Below are 21710 nucleotides of genomic sequence, written 5' to 3' on the forward strand. Positions count from 1 at the left end.
CGCAGGTCCTGAATGTGAGTGGGTAAAGTAAAAAAGGAGGAAAATCTCCTTGGTGGTGGCAAGTTTAGCCAAAGAATCGAATGATTCAAAGGTTAATCCGTTCCTTATCTGCTTTTTGATCGTTAGAATAGTGACCAACTTCATGCTATTGGACAGAAATTCATGCACATTCATATTCTTGGTATTTGTGGCACCTTTATGGGAAGTCTTGCCATTTTAGCTCGAGCGAAGGGACATAAAGTCACAGGCTCTGATGCTAATGTCTATCCACCAATGAGTACCTTATTAGAAAAGCAGGGAATTGAACTGATTGAGGGATATGACCCTAAACAATTAGAACCTGCTCCTGACATGGTAATTATTGGTAATGCAATGACACGAGGAAATCCTTGTGTTGAAGCTGTACTTGAAAAAGGTCTGCCTTATACTTCGGGCCCTCAATGGCTACATGATTATATTTTACCAGAACGTTGGGTATTAGCGGTTGCAGGAACCCATGGCAAAACAACAACGGCAGGTATGTTAGCTTGGGTTTTAGAAGATTGTGGTTATAAGCCGGGTTTTTTGATTGGTGGTGTGCCCGGTAATTTCCAAGTTTCAGCGCAATTAGGTGAAAGCCCTTTCTTTGTGATTGAAGCCGACGAGTATGATAGCGCTTTCTTTGATAAGCGTTCTAAATTTGTGCATTACTCGCCTCGCACACTGATTTTAAATAACCTTGAATTTGACCATGCCGATATTTTTGACGATTTAGCGGCAATTCAAAAACAATTCCATCATTTAGTTCGTATCGTTCCTGGCAGTGGGAAAATCATCATGCCTGACAACGATATGAATTTAAAACAGACCATTGGAATGGGATGTTGGAGCGAACAAGAATTCACGGGTGAAACAGGCGATTGGCAAGCTAAAAAACTCACTAATGACAGTAGTCATTTTGAGGTGTTTCATAAAGGCGAGCAGGTTGGAGAAGTGTGTTGGGGGCTTTCTGGAGAACACAACATGCAAAATGGCTTAATGGCAATAGTTGCTGCGCATCATGTTGGTGTTTTACCTGCTGACGCTTGTGAAGCATTAGATAAGTTTGTTAATGCGCGTCGTCGCTTAGAGTTACGTGGCGAAGTAAACCAGATCAGTGTCTATGATGATTTTGCACATCATCCTACGGCGATTTTAGCAACGCTTGAAGCACTACGCAGTAAAGTCGGTGGAACCGCGCGTATTATTGCGGTGTTAGAACCTCGTTCAAATACCATGAAAATGGGAATTAGCAAGGATGATATCGCTCCAGCATTAGGTCGAGCTGATGAAGTGTTTCTATTCCAGCCACCGAATATTCAATGGTTAGTGAGTGATATTGCAGAGCATTGCGTACAACCAGCTCGTTGGAGTACTGACCTTGATGCCTTAGTGGATATGATTGCGAAAGAAGCCCAAGCGGGCGATCATATTTTAATTATGAGTAATGGTGGTTTCGGTGGGATACATGAAAAGCTGCTTAAAAAATTAGCTCAGCCTAAAGGATCAGAGGATCAGTATTAGTCATAAATAAAAATAAGCCACTGAATGTTTAGTGGCTTATTTTAGGACGTTAGAGTAAAGAGATTATAATTCCTGATCAAACAGGTTTAGGATCGCATCTCGCAACTCTTCTGTTGAAAATCCAGGCGCTGGTGTTGAGAATATAGTGTCATCACCTGCAATACTGCCGAGGATCCCTTCTGCTTTGCCTAATGAATCTAATAAACGTGCAATAAGTTGTGCCGCACCTGGACTAGTTCTTATCACCACAACCGAATGGTTATGGTCGATATCGAGTACCAGATTTTTTAATGGGCTACTTGCTGTTGGCACGCCAAGTTCAGTTGGAAGGCAATATACCATTTCCATTTTGGCGTTTCGGGTTCTTACTGCACCAAATTTTGTTAGCATACGAGAGATTTTGGATTGGTTAATATTATCAAATCCAGCCTCTTGCAATGCCGTCACAATCTCGCCTTGTGAACTGAATTTTTCTTCTTTCAGCAGGGCTTTAAACGCTTTAACCAAGTCTTCTTGCTTAGAAGGAACGCGCATAGTTCACCTTTAGTGAGTTATCAATAACCTGCGTATTATGCAGAGGAGTGAATTTTTATGCAACAAAAGACGATGAAAGGTGAGAGGTAATCTACTGAAAATTGTAAAGTAGAATGTACTACAAAAAAATTTTATTTATCGACTTTGAATGTGATAATTTAAGGAAGTGAAATATTTGTTAAATAAATGATAAGCTTAAATGATTATCGTAAGGAGATAGAGCCACTTAACACTTTGCCCAATTTATTGGAATTATTTATCAAAAGAGTGCCCGCTATCTCATTAACAGATAAGCAATTTGTTTAGAATAACCCAAGTATTATTTTCCACTGTAAATGCCTTATTATGCAATATTGCTGTTAAATAATTGTTTTTCAAAAGGTGTATTGCGTAATAGTGAGTCTCTCTAAGGCGTTCCACTATCTCGTAACTAAGGAGTATCAGAATGAAAGTAGCAGTTCTCGGTGCAGCGGGTGGTATTGGTCAGGCACTGGCACTTCTTCTTAAAAATCAGCTTCCAGCTGGTAGTGAACTCTCTTTATATGATATCGCTCCCGTCACACCGGGTGTCGCAGCTGACTTAAGCCATATCCCAACTCAAGTGACTGTAAAAGGTTTTGCCGGCGAAGATCCATCTCCTGCATTAAAAGGCGCTGATGTTGTTCTGATTTCTGCGGGTGTTGCACGTAAACCTGGTATGGATCGTTCAGATCTTTTCAATGTTAACGCAGGCATTGTGCGTAACTTAATTGAAAAAGTAGCACAAAATTGCCCTAAAGCACTTATCGGTATCATTACTAACCCTGTAAATACGACAGTTGCTATTGCTGCTGAAGTGCTTAAAAAAGCGGGTGTTTACGATAAAAAACGTCTTTTCGGTATCACCACACTTGATATCATTCGTGCTAATACTTTTGTTGCTGAATTAAAAGGCCAAGATCCTCAGAAAACCAATGTTCCTGTTATTGGTGGGCATTCGGGTGTCACTATTCTTCCGCTACTTTCTCAAGTTGCTGGTGTATCATTTACAGATGATGAAGTCGCAGCACTGACAAAACGTATCCAAAATGCAGGTACTGAAGTTGTAGAAGCAAAAGCTGGTGGCGGATCAGCAACATTATCAATGGGACAAGCAGCCGCTCGTTTTGGTCTTTCATTAATTCGCGCTTTAAATGGCGAGAAAAATGTTATTGAATGTACCTATACAGAAGGTGACGGAGAATATGCCCGTTTCTTTGCACAACCTATTCTTTTAGGTAAAAACGGTGTAGAGGAATATTTATCTATTGGTAAATTAAGTGATTTTGAAAAACAATCTCTTAATGGCATGTTAGACGTATTGAAAAAAGATATAATTCTTGGTGAAGAATTTATTAATAAATAAAGATATACTTTTTTTGCTATAAAAATAATGCAAAATTAAATAAAAACCGCTGATATAGTATCAGCGGTTTTTTTTATTAATTATAATGCATGTAATTATTAGTTAATTATTAGTTAATTATTAGTTTTGTCACGTATCTTTCGTTCAAGTAATTCTCCTGTTTCAGGATGAAAATAACGGCTTGGCCAAATTTCAGAAGGGGCAACACCAAGATAATCAGCAATGATTTTTTCTCCTTTAGGCCAAGGGCGTGACAGTGCATTAGCGAGTGTTGAAGAGCTTAACCCTGCTTGGCGAGAGATGGCAGCAAGTGTTGTTCCTCGTTTTCTAAGTGCGGCAATAATATCGGCAGGATGCCAATCAGATTTCCTTGAAATCATTTTTAATCCTTTTTCTATAAAATTAATTGCTGTGTTAGTGGTATAAATAACAGTTTATTAGAAATGTCTTAAAGCATTTAAACTGATTATTTAGAAAATAAAATAACATTATTTTTCTAAAAAGATTTCTGATTTTTTTCTTAATAATTTCTTTTTTGAAGTTGATAACAATTTTAGAGAAACATAATGAAAAAAGAGTGGTATACGGCAAAGGAATTGACGGGTATAGGTGGATTACCTAAATCACCACAAGGTGTAAATGCAAAAGCTAAACGTGAATTTTGGCAAAAACAAAAGATAAAGAATAAGCAAGGTAATGGTGTTGAATATCATTATTCTTGTTTACCAGATAAAACTTTAATTGCTCTGGAACTTTATGAACCATTAGCACATTACAAACTAAATAAAAAAGAGGAGCCACTCGTTATCTGGGTGAAAGCATTCCAACAACTAAATGATGGTGAACAAAAAACATTAACAGAGCTGATATTGCGGGATGGTATTAGAAGTTTTTTAGAAAAACTCGTCAATGATTAGGCGAGTTTAAAGAATCTATTATTGCGTTATCCGCAACAGATATCTATCTGACTAACCTCTTAGTTGAATGTGAGATGAGATCATGAAAAAAGAATGGTATACAGCGAAAGAATTAGTGGGGCTTGCGGGGTTACCTAACTCACCGCAGGGAGTGAACTTGATGGCGCGTCGTGAAGGGTGGGAAAATCGCCGTAAACGAGGTGTGCAGGGGAAAGCTGTCGAGTATTCAGTGAAAAGCCTACCTGATGAGGTTATTGGTGTATTAGCCGCACATGAACCTCCCGCCGAGTATTTATCAAAGCGTCAGGATGCTTTTTTGATTTGGGTTGAAGCGTATTATCAATTAACTAAATCAGAACGTGAAAAAATTGTGAAGTTTGTGCTTCGAGAAGGGTTAGCAAAGCTCATTAGCTATATTGATGCTGATAATCAAGATGCAATTGAGCGAGAAAATGAAGAAGTGCTCAATAAATTAAAAAACCCACCAGAGTCGACATAGTCGCTCTGGCTGGCTTTTCTATACCATTAATGGGGTAGTGTTATTAGGATTACGATTGACGTTGTACAGCAACGTGAGCAAGCCCAATAAGCGCTTCTTTATAAGGTGAATCAGGTATGATAGATAAAGCTTCAATTGCTTTGTCTGCTTCTTCTTCTGCTTTTTGGCGGGTATATTCCAAAGATCCACTTTGTTTCATGGTCTTTAAAACGGTATCCAATAAATGGCGACCATTACCTTGTTCAATCGCTTGGCGAATTAATTGAGATTCTTCTTCATTACCATTATGCATGGCATGAAGTAATGGCAACGTAGGTTTGCCTTCATCAAGATCATCGCCTGTGTTTTTACCCAACTGACTGTTGTCAGCATCATAATCAAGCAGATCGTCAATGAGCTGGAAAGCAGTACCAAGATAACGTCCATAATCTTGGAATGCTTTTTCTTGCTCAGGTGTTGCTCCAGAAAGGATGGCTGACGCATGAGAAGCTGCTTCAAATAGGCGCGCTGTTTTACTGTAAATAACTTGCATATAGTCATCTTCAGAAATGTTAGGATCATTACAATTCATTAATTGTAAGACTTCACCTTCGGCGATCACGTTGGTGGCGCTAGACATTAATTTTAATACACGCATTGAATCAAGATCCGTCATCATCTGAAAAGATCGTGTATAGATAAAGTCACCAACAAGCACACTTGCTGCGTTTCCAAAGACAGCATTTGCCGTTTGTTTTCCTCTGCGCATATCAGATTCATCAACAACATCATCATGTAACAACGTTGCAGTATGAATAAACTCGATAAGCGCTGCGACCGAGATATGTTTGTCACCTTGATAGTCCAATGCTCGTCCAGTGAGCACTGCGATCATTGGTCGGATCCTTTTACCACCACCACTAATGATGTAGTAACCAAGTTGGTTTATCAAAGAAACATCTGAATTAAGCTGGTAAAGGATTGCCTCATTTACCGCAGCCATATCAGCGGATGTTAGTTTTATAATAGATTCTAAATTCATGTTTTTTCGACTTTGGCTCGCCAATGAGCGCGTTATTATTAATAAAAAATGATCATGCCATAGATTTTACTCTCTTATAATTTAGATTGTACTTTAAAAATGGCTGAAATAAATATCGTATAAAAAACTCTTTTTTTTAACGCTAGTTTGCGATCTGTACTTGTCATCGGCACTAAATTTGCGTAGAATTCGCGCCCTATGTGAATATTTTAATTGTGCACTCAAATTATACATATTGGGAGTGTGCGGAAAGCGGAGTTTATATGTACGCGGTTTTCCAAAGTGGTGGTAAACAACACCGAGTCAGCGAAGGTCAAACTATTCGTTTAGAGAAACTTGAAGTAGCTACTGGCGAAACAATCGAGTTTGACACTGTAATGATGGTCGCTAATGGCGATGATATTCAAATTGGCGCTCCAATCCTTGCGGGCGTTAAAGTTAAAGCGGAAGTGGTTGCTCACGGTCGCGGCGAGAAAGTTAAGATTGTTAAGTTCCGTCGTCGTAAACATAGCCGTAAACAACAGGGCCACCGTCAGTGGTTTACTGATGTTAAAATCACTGGTATCGCTTAAGGTTTAGGAGAGTAGTTCAATGGCACATAAAAAGGCTGGCGGCTCGACTCGTAACGGTCGTGATTCCGAAGCAAAACGTCTGGGTGTTAAACGTTTCGGTGGTGAAGCTGTATTAGCAGGTAGCATCATCGTTCGTCAACGTGGTACTAAGTTCCATGCAGGTACTAACGTTGGTTGTGGTCGTGACCACACCCTGTTTGCATTAGCTGACGGAAAAATTAAGTTCGAAGTTAAAGGTCCAAACAACCGTAAATTTATCAGCATCGAAGCTGAATAATTACCGGTCCTTTAATCACCGAGTCAAAAGCCCTGCAAGTCTGTTGCGGGGCTTTTTATATTTAAAAAAGGCCATCTCTGGGTAATTTCGGCCATCCAGCACGTTAATGGCTACTATACGGAGTAAAATCATGAAATTTGTTGATGAGGCCAAGATCCTGATCGTCGCGGGCGATGGTGGTAACGGCTGTGTGAGCTTTCGTCGCGAAAAGTATATCCCTAATGGGGGACCAGACGGTGGTGATGGCGGTGATGGTGGTGATGTCTACATGATTGCAGACGAAAACCTCAACACTCTAATTGATTACCGTTTTACAAAATCTTATCGCGCAGAACGTGGTGAAAATGGTCACAGTCGTGACTGTACCGGTAAGCGTGGTCAAGACATTACAATTAGTGTTCCTGTTGGAACACGTGTCCGTGATTTAGCCACCAATGAAATTATTGCTGACTTAACTGTTCACGGCCAAAAACAGATGGTCGCTAAAGGCGGCTTTCACGGTTTAGGTAATACTCGCTTTAAATCTTCGGTTAACCGTGCTCCACGCCAACGTACTATGGGTACTCCGGGTGAATCTCGAGAAGTTCTTTTAGAGCTAATGTTATTAGCCGATGTTGGTATGTTAGGTATGCCGAATGCGGGTAAATCAACGTTTATTCGTGCAGTATCAGCAGCAAAACCTAAAGTTGCCGATTATCCTTTTACCACCTTAGTACCGAGCTTAGGTGTGGTGCGTATGGATAATCATCAAAGCTTTGTTGTTGCTGATATTCCTGGGTTAATCGAAGGTGCTGCTGATGGTGCAGGTCTTGGGATCCAATTCTTAAAACACTTAGAACGCTGTCGTGTGTTATTACACTTGATCGATATCGATCCTATTGATGGATCAGATCCTGTTGAGAACGCGCAAATTATTGTCTCTGAATTAGAGAAATACAGCGAAAAATTAGCACAAAAACCACGTTGGTTAGTATTCAATAAAGTGGATCTTCTTGATGCCGAAGAAGCAAAAGAGAAGGCAAAAGCGATTGTTGAAGCACTGGGTTGGGATGAAAACTATTACATGATAGCGGCCATTAACCAAGAAGGTGTGAAAAAACTTTGCTGGAATATCATGGAATTCCTGAACGTAACACCACGTGAGCAAGATTTAGTGGCGACAGTTGCAGAGCCAGGAAAAGTTGACTTTATGTGGGATGATTACCACAAAGAACAGCTTGAAAACCCTGATTTTGAAGAAGATGATGATGATGATTGGGATGAAGAAGATGATGATGGTATAGAGTTTATCTACCAACGTTAATTATCATTATTATCATAATAAAATAAAAAAACGCCTGATTAATCAGGCGTTTTCTTTTATCTGATATTATAGACTTAACGGTTATTGTACATATCTTTATACAGATTAGTTTCAAAACGTACTAAATAGGCGCGCCCTGCATTACGATTTTGCGTTGGTGGTGAATATGCAGATATATACTGAACAAAAGCAACTTTTTGCCCATTAGCTGTCGTCATAAAGCCTGCAAGATTATAGACCCCTTTTAGAGAACCCGTTTTGGCAGAAACTTTGCCATCGACACCCGCTTCATGAAAACCACCACGGTATTGCAACGTTCCATCATGCCCAGAGAGGGGAAGCATAGTAATAAAGTTGAGTTCACTGTCATGTTGGCCAATATATTGAAGGACTTGCATCATTATTGCAGGTGAAATGAGGTTATGGCGAGAAAGGCCTGAACCATCAACCATTACTGTATTACCTAAGTCAATTCCTGCTTTTTGTTTTAAAATCGTACGAGTTGCTTCCGCGCCTGAACGCCACGTTCCTGCAACACCATAATATTCACGTCCAATGGTTCTAAATACAGTGTCTGCAATCATATTGTCAGACTCTTTTAACATTGTAGTGAGCAAATTATGTAGAGGCTTAGATTGTGTTTGTGCTAATACAGTAACAGGTGCTTTAACGTAAGAGCGGCGTTTTATATAACCATCAAGTTCAATATTAGCTCTTTGTAACTCTTCTTTTAAAATTGTGCCTGCCCAATGCGCACCGTCTTGAATAGAAAACATTAAAGGCACTGCATCGTCACGTTTAGGAATACATCCTGTTATCACATAGGTATTTAAATCACGGACAGTGACATCTAATTCGCAAAAACGTGTGCGAGTTGAGCCTTTCTCATAGGTTTCAACTTCGCTTAAAACGGTAACTGGGTAAAATGAAGCTTTGCGTATTGTTGCAATATCGCCATCTTTATTGCCACTTTGCAATAAGACAGAAAAACAGTTTTTATCAACAATTGCGGCACTAGGTGGTGCACTAAAACATTGAGTCATATCATTCCAAACCCAACCTGGCGCTTTGTCATGACTCGAAAAAGCAGAAGTATCAATCAGTAAATCGCCATGAACTTTAGTGACGCCGGATTGTTTTAATACAGCGATCATTCCTCTTAACTGTTGGCGAGTTAATGTTGGATCACCGCTGAAACGAAAGATCAAATCTCCATTGAGTTGATCATTTTTTATTTTGCCTTCCGTCTCCATTGTTGTGGTGAATTGGTAATCACCCCCTAATTGAAGTAATGCAGCCAAGGCTGTAACTACTTTTTGAGTACTGGCAGGAAGAGCTAATTGATCTGCATGATAATTGAGATTAGGAGAAGCTGCGCCCACAGGCTGGGTAATCAAACCCACTTGTGTTCCTTCAGGAAGAAGGGATGTATAGTTTTCAACGGGTATTGCTTGGGTTGAAAAACTGATGATACTTAATGTGTAAAGTATCCGTCGAAATGTTGATAATAAGCGCATAATTTCTCTGTCCGTGACTATAGCGTACAAACGTTACAGTATTGATTGCCAGAGGCTAATACTAAAGGGCAATGAGGGCAAAAGTAAACGATATAACGAGTGATTACTGCATTATCAGAAAATATCTGTTTATTGATTTATAAAGAGAGATAAGGCGTGAAGCAATGCGTCTGTTGTGTTAGATTTAGTTTTAGGTATGGGGGCTAAGTTTGCTTCCCAACAGCATGAATAAGGGAATAAACGTCTTTCCTTATTCACCGAATATATGTAGAGACAGGCCCAATTTAAGGTTGCCTGTGTCTTTTTTTGTCTTGAGAAGAGTAAATAGATCCTTTTCTCTGTGTTGTTAGTATAAAAAATCAGGATGATACCTATTTTTTATTAGGAATAGTATTGAGGTATTAACACATGAATCAGATCCCTATGACCGTTCTTGGTGCGGAAAAACTACGCGAAGAGCTGGAATATTTAAAAAGTGTTCGTCGTCCCGAAATTATCGCGGCTATTGCAGAGGCGCGTGAGCACGGAGACTTAAAAGAAAACGCAGAATACCATGCAGCAAGAGAGCAACAAGGTTTCTGTGAAGGGCGAGTACAAGAAATTGAAGCAAAATTATCAAATGCTCAGGTTATTGATATTACTAAGATGAATAACAATGGCCGTATTATTTTTGGTTCAACAGTGACATTGTTAAATGTTGAAACTGAAGAAGAGCAGACCTACCGCATCGTGGGTGATGATGAAGCAAACATTAAAGTTAACTTAATCTCTGTAAATTCACCGATTGCGCGTGGATTAATTGGTAAAGAGTTAGATGATGTTGTCGTTATCACAACACCGGGTGGACAAGTTGAGTACGAAGTTTTAAACGTAGAATACATTTAATTTATAATTTTACGTTTCTATAGAAAACTAGGCCGCTATCCTGTGGTAATATAAAAAAGGCCTTAAAAGGCCTTTTTTGCCATAGAGTTACTTATGGCATTTTTATATAAAAATACAAGTATTATTTCGGTAAAATAATCTTGCGTGCTTCTGAAGGACGATAAAGAACAAGAATTTTTCCGATTACTTGTACATTCTGTGCACCGCTTTCGCGTACAATCGCTGCAACGATCAAGTTTTTAACATCTCGATCTTCGCCTGCGATTTTGACTTTGATAAGCTCATGGTGTGCCAGAGCGAGTTCAATTTCTGCAAGAACGCCTTCAGTCAACCCGTTGTTACCAATCATAACGACTGGATTCAGGTGATGAGCGAGCCCTTTCAGGTGTTGAATTTGTTTTTTGTTAAGAGTCATCATTAATTTTTGCTTTGTTGGGATTGAAAACACACTATTCTAACGCCATCTCTCACTTATCACCATAAAATGTCGTTAAGACGAGGTTAAATGAGTGAAAGAGTAAAAATTTTGATAGCTAAGTGTATGATAGTTGGAAAACGCAATGGCCAATAAGAAACGTTCTGCAAGCTCTAGTCGCTGGTTACAAGAACATTTTAGTGATAAATATGTTCAGCAAGCAAAGAAAAAAGGGTTTCGCTCTCGTGCTTGGTTTAAACTGGAAGAAATTCAGCAAAGTGACAATATTTTTAAACCAGGTATGACCGTTGTCGATTTAGGAGCAGCCCCAGGTGGGTGGTCTCAATATGTTGTACAGCAGTTAGGAAGCAAAGGTCGAATCATCGCATGTGACCTTTTGCCTATGGATCCTATCGTCGGAGTCGATTTCCTTCAAGGCGATTTTCGTGATGAACTTGTGTTGAAGGCATTGCTTGATAGAGTAGGTGAAAATAAAGTCCAGGTTGTCATGTCTGACATGGCTCCAAACATGAGCGGTACACCCGCGGTCGATATTCCTCGATCCATGTATTTAGTAGAGTTAGCACTTGATATGTGTCGTGATGTACTGGCTCCCGGGGGAAGTTTTATTGTCAAGGTGTTTCAGGGAGAAGGCTTTGATGAGTACCTGGGGCAAATACGCTCCCTGTTTACGAAAGTGAAAGTTCGTAAACCAGACGCTTCGCGGTCTCGTTCTCGTGAGGTATATATTGTAGCCACAGGGCGTAAACTTTAGTACCCTAAAGCTATTTGTTAACACAGTTGTAATATGAGGTTAATCCCTTGAGTGACATGGCGAAAAACCTGATCCTCTGGCTAGTTATTGCAGTCGTTTTGATGTCATTATTCCAGAGCTTCGGACCCAGCGATTCGAATAGTCGTAAGGTGGATTACTCTACCTTTATCAATGAGTTAACTAATAACCAATTACGCGAGGTCAGCATAAGTGGTTATGATATTAATGTAACTAAAACAGATAACTCAAAGTACAGCACGTATATGCCTATGCGTGATGATAACCTGCTGACCACTTTAATGAACCGTAATGTAAAAGTAACGGGTGAACCACTTGAAGGTCAAAGCCTTCTGACTCAAATTTTTGTGTCTTGGTTCCCAATGCTATTACTTATTGGTCTTTGGATTTTCTTTATGCGCCAAATGCAAGGTGGTGGCGGTAAAGGTGCGATGTCTTTCGGTAAAAGCAAGGCTCGCATGTTGACGGAAGACCAAATCAAAACAACCTTTGCTGATGTTGCTGGTTGTGATGAAGCAAAAGAAGAAGTAAGCGAATTAGTTGAATATTTACGTGATCCAGGTCGCTTCCAGAAATTAGGAGGTAAAATCCCTAAAGGTATTCTGATGGTGGGGCCTCCTGGTACAGGTAAAACGTTATTAGCGAAAGCCATTGCAGGCGAGGCAAAAGTTCCATTCTTCACCATTTCAGGTTCTGATTTCGTTGAAATGTTTGTGGGTGTTGGTGCTTCACGTGTTCGTGACATGTTCGAACAAGCTAAAAAAACCGCGCCTTGTATTATCTTTATCGATGAAATAGATGCCGTAGGGCGTCAGCGTGGTGCTGGTTTAGGTGGTGGTCATGATGAACGTGAGCAAACACTGAACCAAATGCTTGTTGAAATGGATGGGTTTGAAGGAAATGAAGGGATTATCGTTATTGCGGCAACTAACCGCCCTGACGTTTTAGACCCTGCGTTACTCCGTCCTGGCCGTTTTGACCGTCAAGTGGTTGTAGGGTTACCTGATGTTCGTGGACGTGAACAAATTCTTAAAGTCCATATGCGTCGCGTACCTTTATCGCCAGATGTTGATCCTGCAATTTTAGCACGCGGTACACCAGGTTTCTCTGGTGCAGACTTAGCTAACTTAGTTAATGAGGCTGCTTTATTTGCTGCTCGTGGTAATAAACGTGTTGTTTCAATGGTCGAGTTTGAGAAAGCAAAAGATAAGATAATGATGGGTGCTGAACGTCGTTCTATGGTGATGACGGAAGAACAAAAAGCATCAACAGCTTATCATGAAGCCGGTCATGCGATTATTGGACGTTTAGTACCAGAACATGATCCTGTACATAAAGTGACGATTATTCCTCGCGGACGTGCCTTAGGTGTGACTTTCTTTTTACCTGAGGGTGATCAAATCAGTGCTAGCCGTCAGAAATTAGAAAGCCAAATTTCAACACTGTATGGTGGACGCTTAGCAGAAGAAATCATTTATGGTGTTGAACATGTTTCTACAGGCGCATCTAACGACATTAAAGTAGCAACAAATATTGCACGTAACATGGTGACACAGTGGGGCTTCTCTGAAAAATTAGGGCCATTACTGTACGCAGAAGAAGACGGTGAAGTATTCTTAGGTCGTTCTGTTGCGAAAGCGCAGCATATGTCTGATGAAACTGCTCGTACTATTGATGAAGAAATTAAAGCTATTGTTGATCGTAACTACGTTCGTGCTCGTCAGATCTTAATGGATAATCTTGATATTCTTCATTCAATGAAAGATGCACTGATGACTTATGAAACTATCGATGCGCCTCAAATTGATGATTTGATGAATCGTCGTGATGTTCGCCCACCTGCTGGTTGGGAAGGCAATAATGGCAATAGTAATGCAACAACTACAGCCCAGCCGACACAAACGCATGTGGCAAGTGAGCCAAAAGATAAGCCTGAGTCAGAAAGTGATACGCCTTCTGATAAAAATACTCACTAATCCTCATTGGGTTATACATATTGAGTAAGCTATAAATACAAACCCCAGGTTTCTGGGGTTTTTTTATGAAGGTATCAATGAAATGAAATTAATTGCTAGAGGAAGAGAACTTAATTTATCAACACCTCAAGTTATGGGGATTTTGAATGTCACTCCGGATTCTTTCTCTGATGGTGGCACTCATAATTCACTTAATGATGCGGTTAACCACGCAGCAAAATTAATTGCTGAAGGGGCTTCTATCATCGATATAGGTGGTGAATCGACAAGACCTGGTGCAAATGATGTCTCTATAGATGAAGAGTTACAGCGTGTTGTTCCTGTTGTTGAAGCAATTCGTCAGCGTTTTGATGTTTGGATTTCTGTTGATACATCCAAAGCTCAAGTGATTACTGAATCGGCAAATGTAGGGGCTTCAATTATCAATGATATTCGCTCTTTACAAGAACCCGGAGCGCTTGAAGCCGCAGCTAAAACGGGTTTACCTGTGTGTATTATGCATATGCAAGGCGACCCTAAAACTATGCAACAATCACCACATTATGAGAATGTGATGATAGATGTGGATTGTTTTTTACGAGAAAATATTCAACGTTGTGTTGATGCTGGTATTGAAAAAAATCAAATTATTCTTGATCCAGGGTTCGGCTTTGGTAAGAATTTAGCGCATAATTACCAATTATTAGCACACTTAAGTGAACTTCATCACTTTGGTCTACCTATACTTGCTGGGATGTCACGCAAATCAATGGTTGGACAACTATTGAATGTGCCACCACAAGAGCGTGTTGCTGGTAGCGTGGCCTGTGCTGTTATTGCGGCAATGCAAGGCGCACAAATTATTCGTGTACACGATGTTAAAGAGACAGTTGATGCGATGAAAGTCGTACAATCGACTCTTTCTGCAAAGGAAAATAATGAATGAGCGAACGTAAATACTTTGGAACAGATGGTATCCGTGGAAAAGTAGGTGATAGTCCAATTACACCTGATTTTGTATTAAAACTGGGTTGGGCTGCGGGCAAAGTATTAGCACGTCATGGCTCTCGTAAAATCATTATTGGTAAAGACACTCGAATTTCAGGCTATATGCTGGAGTCTGCATTAGAAGCAGGTTTAGCCGCAGCAGGATTATCAGCTTCATTTACGGGGCCAATGCCAACACCTGCGGTTGCTTATTTAACACGTACATTTCGTGCTGAAGCAGGGATTGTGATTTCAGCTTCTCATAACCCTTATTACGATAATGGGATCAAATTCTTCTCTATTGATGGCACAAAATTACCAGATGAAGTAGAAGAAGCTATTGAAGCCGAAATGGAAAAGCCAATTACTTGTGTTGAATCAGCAGAGTTGGGTCGAGCAAATCGTATCGTGGATGCGGCAGGTCGTTATATTGAATTTTGTAAAGGCACATTCCCTAACGAAAATAACCTAAATGGCTTAAAAGTGGTTGTTGATTGCGCACATGGTGCAACATACCACATTGCACCTAATGTATTTCGTGAATTAGGCGCAGAAGTTATTACGATTGGTTGTGAACCAACAGGTATTAATATTAATGCTGAATGCGGTGCAACCGATGTTCGTATGTTGCAACAACGTGTACTTGAAGAAGGTGCAGACGTTGGTTTAGCATTCGATGGTGATGGTGACCGTATTATTATGGTTGACCATCAAGGCTTAAAAGTTGATGGTGACCAGATTCTCTATATTATTGCAAGAGAAGCGTTGCGCCAAGGCCAATTACGTGGTGGTGCCGTTGGTACACTGATGAGTAATATGGGATTGGAAATTGCACTTAAACAACTAGGTATTCCTTTTGTACGAGCTAAAGTGGGTGACCGCTATGTGCTTGAAAAATTACAAGAAAAAGGTTGGCGTTTAGGTGCTGAAAACTCAGGTCATATTATTTTATTGGATAAAACAACAACGGGTGACGGTATTGTTGCAGGCTTACAAGTTTTAAGTGCAATGGTTCGTAACCATATGAGTTTGCATGATTTATGCAGTGGCATGAAACTATTACCTCAAATTTTAGTGAATGTTCGCTTCACTGGAAGTCATGATCCATTACAAACACCTGAAGTTCAGAAAGTCGCTAAAGCGGTTGAAGAAGAACTTGCAGGTAAAGGACGTGTACTGTTACGTAAATCAGGCACAGAGCCTTTAATTCGAGTGATGGTTGAAGGCGAAAATGAAGAACAAGTTACAGCGATGGCTAATCGTATTGCCGACGCTGTGAAGCACGTAGGCTAATTGATGATTTTTTCTTCAATCAATCACTTTGTCGCAAAATAACCTTGCTTGTCAGTTCAGCTTTGGTTAGTATTCACACCCGCTTAGTAAGGTCTTGAACTAAAGCGGGTGAAGCAATCGAAGGTTATCGTTAATACGATAAGTTCCATAGAAAAGGTAACGCAAATGTATACGGCACTCATTGTTATTCTTATCATTGTAGCAACAGGGCTAGTTGGTTTGATCCTGTTACAGCAGGGTAAAGGTGCTGATATGGGCGCTTCTTTTGGTGCAGGTGCTTCCGGTACAGTATTTGGTTCAAGCGGTTCAGCTAATTTCATGACCCGTATGACCGCTGTTTTAGCGACAGCTTTTATTGTACTTGCCCTTATTTTAGGTAATCTAAGTGCCAATAAAACTGTGCGTGAAGACAGCAAATGGATGTCTATCGAGCAGACTACAGAAGAAGCTAAAAAAGCTGAGCAATTAGCAGCGCCTGTAGCGCCAGCAAATACAGATATTCCGCAGTAAACTAAGTAAATATTTAAATGAGATTGTTAATATTTACGCAATAACAGTCTCATTAAAGTGCCGAGGTGGTGAAATTGGTATACACGCTACCTTGAGGTGGTAGTGCCTATAAAACGGGCGTACGGGTTCAAGTCCCGTTCTCGGCACCATTATTCCAGATAGCTTGCGTTTTGCTTGTTATCAGCGTAAAATTTGCCACGTTTTTCGAACGCGGGGTGGAGCAGCTTGGTAGCTCGTCGGGCTCATAACCCGAAGGTCGTCGGTTCAAATCCGGCCCCCGCAACCACTTCTAATAATACAGCACTTTTCTCATTAATCATCTTTTGAACCGATTATGATCCTGAGTGGAATGTGCTGTAAGAAGAGGTTATTCTCGAATGGCAAGTTACAGGGTCCAGTTGCATAAAGCCCCGAATTTCGGGGTTTTTTGTTATCAGAGAATAGAATACTGGGCTATAGGCCCTTTTTTTATGCCTTGGGGGTGGGTTTGTCCACATTAGAGCAAAAATTAACAGCGATGATTTCAGCACCAGTAGAAGCATTAGGCTTTGAATTTGTCGGTCTTGAGTTTATTCGTGGCCGAGAATCAACATTGCGCATCTATATTGATAGTGAAGACGGTATCACTGTTGATGATTGTGCTGATGTTAGCCACCAGGTCAGTGCTGTACTGGATGTTGAAGATCCAATTCAAACAGTTTATAACCTTGAGATTTCTTCTCCTGGTTTAGAACGACCTTTATTCACTGCAATGCATTATGAGCAATTTATCGGTGAAGAAGCCGCTATCGTATTACGAATTGCAATGCAAAACCGCCGTAAATGGCAGGGCATTATTAAGTCTGTCGCTGGCGAAATGATCACGGTTACTGTGGATGGTAAAGACGAAGTGTTCGCACTGAGCAACATCCAGAAAGCTAACCTGGTACCCCACTTTTAAGTTTTGAAGAGGCAACTAGGATGAACAAAGAGATTCTGGCTGTTGTGGAAGCGGTCTCTAACGAAAAATCTCTTCCTCGTGAAAAGATTTTTGAAGCACTGGAAACCGCACTAGCGACAGCAACTAAGAAAAAATACGAGCAAGAAATTGATGTTCGCGTATGTATCGACCGTAAAACCGGCGACTTTGATACATTCCGTCGTTGGGTCGCTGTAGATGAAGTGACTCAGCCTACTCGTGAAATTACACTTGAAGCTGCTCAATATGAAGATCCTAGTATCGAACTAGGTGGTTATATTGAAGATCAGATTGAATCAGTTACTTTCGACCGTATAACAACACAAACTGCAAAACAAGTTATCGTACAAAAAGTACGTGAAGCTGAAAGAGCGATGGTTGTTGATCAATTCCGCGAACAATTAGGCGAAATTATCACGGGTGTTGTGAAGAAAGTAAACCGTGAAAACATCACCTTAGACTTAGGAAATAACGCAGAAGCTGTTATTTTACGCGAAGATATGTTGCCGCGTGAAAACTTCCGTCCAGGCGACCGTTTACGCGGTGTATTATACGATGTACGTACAGAAACTCGTGGTGCACAACTTTTCGTGACGCGTTCTCGCCCTGAAATGCTGGTTGAACTTTTCCGCATTGAAGTGCCAGAAATTGGCGAAGAAATCATTGAAATTAAAGCTGCAGCGCGTGATCCAGGTTCTCGTGCCAAAATCGCAGTAAAAACTAACGACAAGCGTATTGACCCAGTGGGTGCTTGTGTTGGTATGCGTGGCGCACGTGTACAAGCCGTTTCCAGTGAACTGGGCGGCGAGCGAATTGATATTGTTTTATGGGATGATAATCCTGCACAATTCGTGATTAATGCAATGGCTCCGGCAGATGTTGCTTCTATTGTTGTCGATGAAGACAAATGTACAATGGATGTTGCAGTTGAAAGCAGTAACCTTGCTCAGGCTATTGGCCGTAATGGTCAAAACGTACGTCTGGCAGCTCAGTTACTGAAAAAACATCGTGGTGATGACAAGTGGGAATTAAACGTCATGACTGCTGATGAACTGAATGCGAAACATCAGGCAGAAGCAAACGCAGCCATTGAAATATTTACTAAGCATCTCGACATTGATGAAGACTTCGCAACTGTTTTAGTTGAAGAAGGTTTCTCTACCCTTGAAGAGTTAGTTTATGTGCCAATCAGTGAACTGCTGGCTATTGACGGATTAGATGAAGACACCGTTGAAGCTCTACGTGAAAGAGCAAAAGCAGCACTAACAACGATTGAATTGGCTCAAAAAGAAAGCCTAGGCGATAACCAGCCAGCCGAGGACTTATTAGCTCTCGAAGGCTTGGAGCGCTCTTTAGCATTTGATCTAGCTGCCCGTGGTATCTGCACACTGGAAGATCTTGCCGAACAGGGTATCGACGACCTAACTGATATTGAAGGTTTAAATAGTGAGCGCGCAGGCGAACTCATTATGGCCGCACGTAATATCTGCTGGTTTGGGAATGATGCGTAACAACTGAGCAGGAAGGAACAGAATGACAGATGAAACAGTAAAATCACTGGCAGAAGAGATTCAGACACCGGTTGAACGTTTGGTACAGCAGTTTGCTGATGCCGGTATTAAGAAGACCGTCTCTGATTCTGTCTCCCAAAAAGAGAAAGAAACCTTACTGGCTTGGTTGAATCGTGATAAAGACGTATCAACCAACCAACCAGAAAAGTTAACGTTACAACGTAAAGTGCGTAGTACGTTAAGTGTTCCTGGTACAGGTGGCAAAAGTAAATCAGTAGCCATCGAAGTCCGCAAAAAACGCACTTATGTGAACCGTGACGCCGTTGAAAAAGCGCAAGCGGATGAGCAAGCCCAGCGTGAAGCGGAAGAAAAGGCGCATCGCGAAGCCGAAGAAAAAGCCCAGCGCGAAGCACAAGAGAAAGCACAGCGCGAAGCTGAAGAAAAAGCAAAACGTGAAGCTGAAAAGGCAAAGAAAGACGCCGAAGAAAAAGCGAAACGTGAAGCTGAAGAAGCAAAACGTGAAGCAGCGGAATTAGCTAAGCGCGAAGCAGCGGAAAAAGATAAAGTGAAACAAAACGATAAACCAAAAGCTGATAAAGCAGCAGATCAGGAAAAAGCACGTCGCAATGCTGAACAGGCTGAACTGAAGCGTAAAACGGAAGAAGCACAGCGCCGTAAAGCGGAAGAAGAAGCACGAGTTGCAGCAGAAAAAGCACGTCTTTTAGCTGAAGAGAATGCTGAAAAATGGACTGCTGAACCTAAAGCACCAGAAACTGAAGGCTCAGACTATCATGTAACAACATCACGTTATGCTCGTGATGCAGAAGATGAAAGTGATGCTGAAGTTGAAGGTGGCCGTGGTCGTGGTCGCAATGCTAAGGCTCCTCGTCCTAAGAAAAACAACCGCCATTCTGAAAAAGCAGATCGTGAAGAAGCACGTGCTGCTGGCCGTACTAACAAGAAAGGTAAACGTAAAGGTAGCTCATTACAACAAGGCTTCAATAAGCCAGCCGCTGTTGTAAACCGTGATGTTATTATCGGTGAGACTATTTCTGTTGCTGAACTTGCTAACAAAATGGCAGTAAAAGGGTCTGAAGTTATCAAAACCATGATGAAAATGGGTGCTATGGCAACCATTAACCAGGTTTTAGACCAAGAAACTGCACAGCTTGTTGCTGAAGAAATGGGCCACAAAGTTATCTTACGTCGTGAAAACGAGTTAGAAGAACAAGTCATGAGTGATCGTGATACTGGCGAAGAAAGTGCCGTATCTCGTGCGCCAGTTGTGACTATCATGGGTCACGTTGACCATGGTAAAACATCATTACTGGACTACATTCGTTCAACAAAAGTTGCATCAGGCGAAGCGGGTGGTATCACCCAGCATATCGGTGCTTATCACGTTAAAACAGATAAAGGTGAAATCACCTTCCTGGATACTCCAGGCCACGCCGCGTTTACATCAATGCGTGCTCGTGGTGCTCAGGTAACGGATATCGTTGTTCTGGTTGTTGCGGCTGACGATGGTGTAATGCCTCAGACAATCGAAGCTATTCAACACGCAAAAGCTGCAAACGTACCTGTTGTTGTTGCTGTGAACAAAATCGATAAACACGAAGCTGATCCTGATCGCGTGAAAACTGAACTGTCTCAATATGGCATCCTGCCAGAAGAGTGGGGCGGTGAAACTCAGTTTATGCATGTATCTGCAAAACAAGGTTTAGGTATTGACGAATTGCTAGATGCGATTCTTTTACAAGCTGAAGTTCTTGAACTGAAAGCAGTTAAAGAAGGTATGGCAAGCGGTGTTGTTATCGAATCTTATCTCGATAAAGGCCGTGGCCCTGTGGCAACTATCCTTGTTCGTGAAGGTACACTGAATAAAGGCGATATCGTTCTTTGTGGTTTCGAATACGGTCGTATTCGTGCAATGCGTAACGAATTAGGCCAAGACGTTCAATCTGCTGGCCCATCAATGCCAGTTGAGATTTTAGGTCTGTCTAACGTTCCTTCTGCAGGTGACGAAGCAACGGTTGTTCGTGATGAGAAGAAAGCGCGTGAAGTTGCATTATATCGTCAAGGTAAATTCCGCGATGTTAAACTGGCTCGTCAGCAGAAATCTAAACTGGAAAACATGTTTGCTAACATGGAAGAAGGTAAAACCTCTGAACTGAACATCGTTCTGAAAACAGACGTTCAAGGTACTTGTGAAGCGATTACTGATGCATTAGTTAAACTGTCTACTAACGAAGTTAAACTGAAAATTATCGGTTCTGGCGTAGGTGGTATCACCGAAACTGACGCAACATTAGCGGCTGCTTCTAACGCAATTATTCTTGGTTTCAACGTTCGTGCAGATGCATCTGCTCGCCGTATCATTGAACAAGAAAGTGTTGATTTACGTTACTACTCCGTTATTTATAGCCTGATTGACGAAATCAAACTGGCAATGAGCGGTATGTTGGCTCCTGAATATAAACAAGAAATCATGGGTCTTGCAGAAGTCCGTGATGTGTTTAAATCACCAAAATTCGGCGCAATTGCGGGCTGTATGGTGGTTGAAGGTAACATCAAACGTAATAACCCAATTCGTGTTCTACGTGATAACGTGGTTATCTACGAAGGCGAACTTGAGTCATTACGTCGCTTTAAAGATGATGTCAACGAAGTGCGTAACGGCATGGAATGTGGTATCGGTGTGAAAAACTACAATGATGTTCGTGTTGGCGACATGATTGAAGTATTCCAAGTTATCGAAATCAAACGTTCTATTGATTAATCTAGTACGTCTTGTTTTAAAAGGGAGCTTAACGGCTCCCTTCTTATTCCCTTCTTTG

Annotated in this window: 21 protein-coding genes and 2 tRNA genes; 18 read left to right on the plus strand and 5 right to left on the minus strand. The window is 41.1% G+C overall.

All coding sequences use genetic code 11. The features are described 5' to 3' along the window. Positions 1-162 precede the first annotated feature (162 nt). Entirely contained in the window at positions 163-1542 is a 1380-nt protein-coding gene (gene mpl / locus ABN256_RS12675; protein WP_196554266.1) for a UDP-N-acetylmuramate:L-alanyl-gamma-D-glutamyl-meso-diaminopimelate ligase, read from the plus strand. 63 nt (positions 1543-1605) lie between these two features. On the opposite strand, the gene argR is transcribed toward mpl, so the two are convergent. Continuing rightward, on the minus strand, positions 1606-2076 hold the full coding sequence (gene argR / locus ABN256_RS12680) for a transcriptional regulator ArgR (RefSeq protein WP_006535714.1): 471 nt from the start codon (positions 2074-2076) through the stop codon (positions 1606-1608). Between the two features lie 445 nt (positions 2077-2521). Between argR and mdh the strand changes: the two genes are divergently transcribed. Then, positions 2522-3460, plus strand: coding sequence for a malate dehydrogenase (gene mdh / locus ABN256_RS12685; RefSeq protein WP_072069578.1), 939 nt, complete (start codon positions 2522-2524; stop codon positions 3458-3460). A gap of 113 nt (positions 3461-3573) precedes the next feature. Here mdh and ABN256_RS12690 read toward each other — a convergent pair whose 3' ends face one another. After that, positions 3574-3840 carry a helix-turn-helix domain-containing protein gene (locus ABN256_RS12690; RefSeq protein WP_072069577.1) on the minus strand — a complete coding sequence of 89 codons (267 nt, stop codon included), beginning with the start codon at positions 3838-3840 and terminating at the stop codon, positions 3574-3576. Positions 3841-4026: 186 nt separating this feature from the next. Here ABN256_RS12690 and ABN256_RS12695 point away from each other — a divergent pair, with 186 nt between their 5' ends. Continuing rightward, positions 4027-4377, plus strand: a complete 351-nt coding sequence (locus ABN256_RS12695) for a DNA-binding protein (protein WP_072069576.1) — start codon at positions 4027-4029, stop codon at positions 4375-4377. Between the two features lie 82 nt (positions 4378-4459). Further along, positions 4460-4876, plus strand: coding sequence for a DNA-binding protein (locus ABN256_RS12700; protein WP_036939375.1), 417 nt, complete (start codon positions 4460-4462; stop codon positions 4874-4876). Positions 4877-4925: 49 nt separating this feature from the next. Here the strand turns inward: ABN256_RS12700 and ispB are convergent, their stop codons facing one another. Next, on the minus strand, positions 4926-5897 hold the full coding sequence (gene ispB / locus ABN256_RS12705) for an octaprenyl diphosphate synthase (protein ID WP_072069575.1): 972 nt from the start codon (positions 5895-5897) through the stop codon (positions 4926-4928). Between the two features lie 263 nt (positions 5898-6160). On the opposite strand from ispB, the gene rplU reads away from it, so the two are divergent. From rplU to cgtA, 3 genes are all read left to right on the plus strand, one after another. After that, entirely contained in the window at positions 6161-6469 is a 309-nt protein-coding gene (gene rplU / locus ABN256_RS12710; RefSeq protein WP_036939370.1) for a 50S ribosomal protein L21, read from the plus strand. A 19-nt stretch (positions 6470-6488) separates the two neighbouring features. Beyond that, entirely contained in the window at positions 6489-6746 is a 258-nt protein-coding gene (rpmA, locus tag ABN256_RS12715) for a 50S ribosomal protein L27 (RefSeq protein ID WP_006535706.1), read from the plus strand. Positions 6747-6876: 130 nt separating this feature from the next. Then, positions 6877-8049: an Obg family GTPase CgtA gene (gene cgtA / locus ABN256_RS12720; RefSeq protein WP_109408496.1), complete on the plus strand. Its 1173-nt coding sequence runs from the start codon at positions 6877-6879 to the stop codon at positions 8047-8049. A 74-nt stretch (positions 8050-8123) separates the two neighbouring features. On the opposite strand, the gene dacB is transcribed toward cgtA, so the two are convergent. Next, a complete protein-coding gene (dacB, locus tag ABN256_RS12725; protein WP_196554268.1) occupies positions 8124-9566 on the minus strand; it encodes a serine-type D-Ala-D-Ala carboxypeptidase in 1443 nt (480 codons plus the stop codon). Between the two features lie 408 nt (positions 9567-9974). On the opposite strand from dacB, the gene greA reads away from it, so the two are divergent. Next, positions 9975-10451: a transcription elongation factor GreA gene (gene greA, locus ABN256_RS12730; RefSeq protein ID WP_072069572.1), complete on the plus strand. Its 477-nt coding sequence runs from the start codon at positions 9975-9977 to the stop codon at positions 10449-10451. 121 nt (positions 10452-10572) lie between these two features. Here the strand turns inward: greA and yhbY are convergent, their stop codons facing one another. Next, positions 10573-10866 carry a ribosome assembly RNA-binding protein YhbY gene (yhbY, locus tag ABN256_RS12735; RefSeq protein ID WP_036914752.1) on the minus strand — a complete coding sequence of 98 codons (294 nt, stop codon included), beginning with the start codon at positions 10864-10866 and terminating at the stop codon, positions 10573-10575. 145 nt (positions 10867-11011) lie between these two features. On the opposite strand from yhbY, the gene rlmE reads away from it, so the two are divergent. The 10 genes from rlmE (at position 11012) to infB (ending at position 21652) form a co-directional block, all read left to right on the plus strand. Further along, entirely contained in the window at positions 11012-11641 is a 630-nt protein-coding gene (gene rlmE / locus ABN256_RS12740) for a 23S rRNA (uridine(2552)-2'-O)-methyltransferase RlmE (RefSeq protein WP_036939360.1), read from the plus strand. A 47-nt stretch (positions 11642-11688) separates the two neighbouring features. Next, complete coding sequence (gene ftsH, locus ABN256_RS12745) at positions 11689-13635, plus strand: ATP-dependent zinc metalloprotease FtsH (protein WP_072069571.1); 1947 nt, start codon at positions 11689-11691, stop codon at positions 13633-13635. An 82-nt stretch (positions 13636-13717) separates the two neighbouring features. Then, on the plus strand, positions 13718-14560 hold the full coding sequence (folP, locus tag ABN256_RS12750) for a dihydropteroate synthase (RefSeq protein ID WP_196554269.1): 843 nt from the start codon (positions 13718-13720) through the stop codon (positions 14558-14560). Then, the gene (gene glmM / locus ABN256_RS12755; RefSeq protein WP_109408500.1) at positions 14557-15894 is read left to right on the plus strand and encodes a phosphoglucosamine mutase; all 1338 of its coding nucleotides are present in this window, start codon (positions 14557-14559) and stop codon (positions 15892-15894) included. The genes folP and glmM overlap by 4 nt, the downstream gene beginning before the upstream one ends. Positions 15895-16059: 165 nt before the next feature. Further along, a complete protein-coding gene (gene secG, locus ABN256_RS12760; RefSeq protein WP_036914692.1) occupies positions 16060-16404 on the plus strand; it encodes a preprotein translocase subunit SecG in 345 nt (114 codons plus the stop codon). Between the two features lie 59 nt (positions 16405-16463). Continuing rightward, positions 16464-16553 (plus strand) — tRNA-Leu (locus ABN256_RS12765). Between the two features lie 60 nt (positions 16554-16613). Beyond that, positions 16614-16690 (plus strand) — tRNA-Met (locus ABN256_RS12770). A gap of 201 nt (positions 16691-16891) precedes the next feature. Beyond that, a complete protein-coding gene (gene rimP / locus ABN256_RS12775) occupies positions 16892-17344 on the plus strand; it encodes a ribosome maturation factor RimP (RefSeq protein ID WP_196554270.1) in 453 nt (150 codons plus the stop codon). A gap of 20 nt (positions 17345-17364) precedes the next feature. Continuing rightward, complete coding sequence (gene nusA / locus ABN256_RS12780) at positions 17365-18873, plus strand: transcription termination factor NusA (RefSeq protein ID WP_006535691.1); 1509 nt, start codon at positions 17365-17367, stop codon at positions 18871-18873. 22 nt (positions 18874-18895) lie between these two features. Beyond that, entirely contained in the window at positions 18896-21652 is a 2757-nt protein-coding gene (infB, locus tag ABN256_RS12785; protein ID WP_072069567.1) for a translation initiation factor IF-2, read from the plus strand. Positions 21653-21710: the final 58 nt, after the last annotated feature.

It is taken from the genome of Proteus sp. fly-1008 (assembly GCF_040140305.1).
GTDB classification, from domain to species: Bacteria; Pseudomonadota; Gammaproteobacteria; order Enterobacterales; family Enterobacteriaceae; genus Proteus; species Proteus vulgaris_B.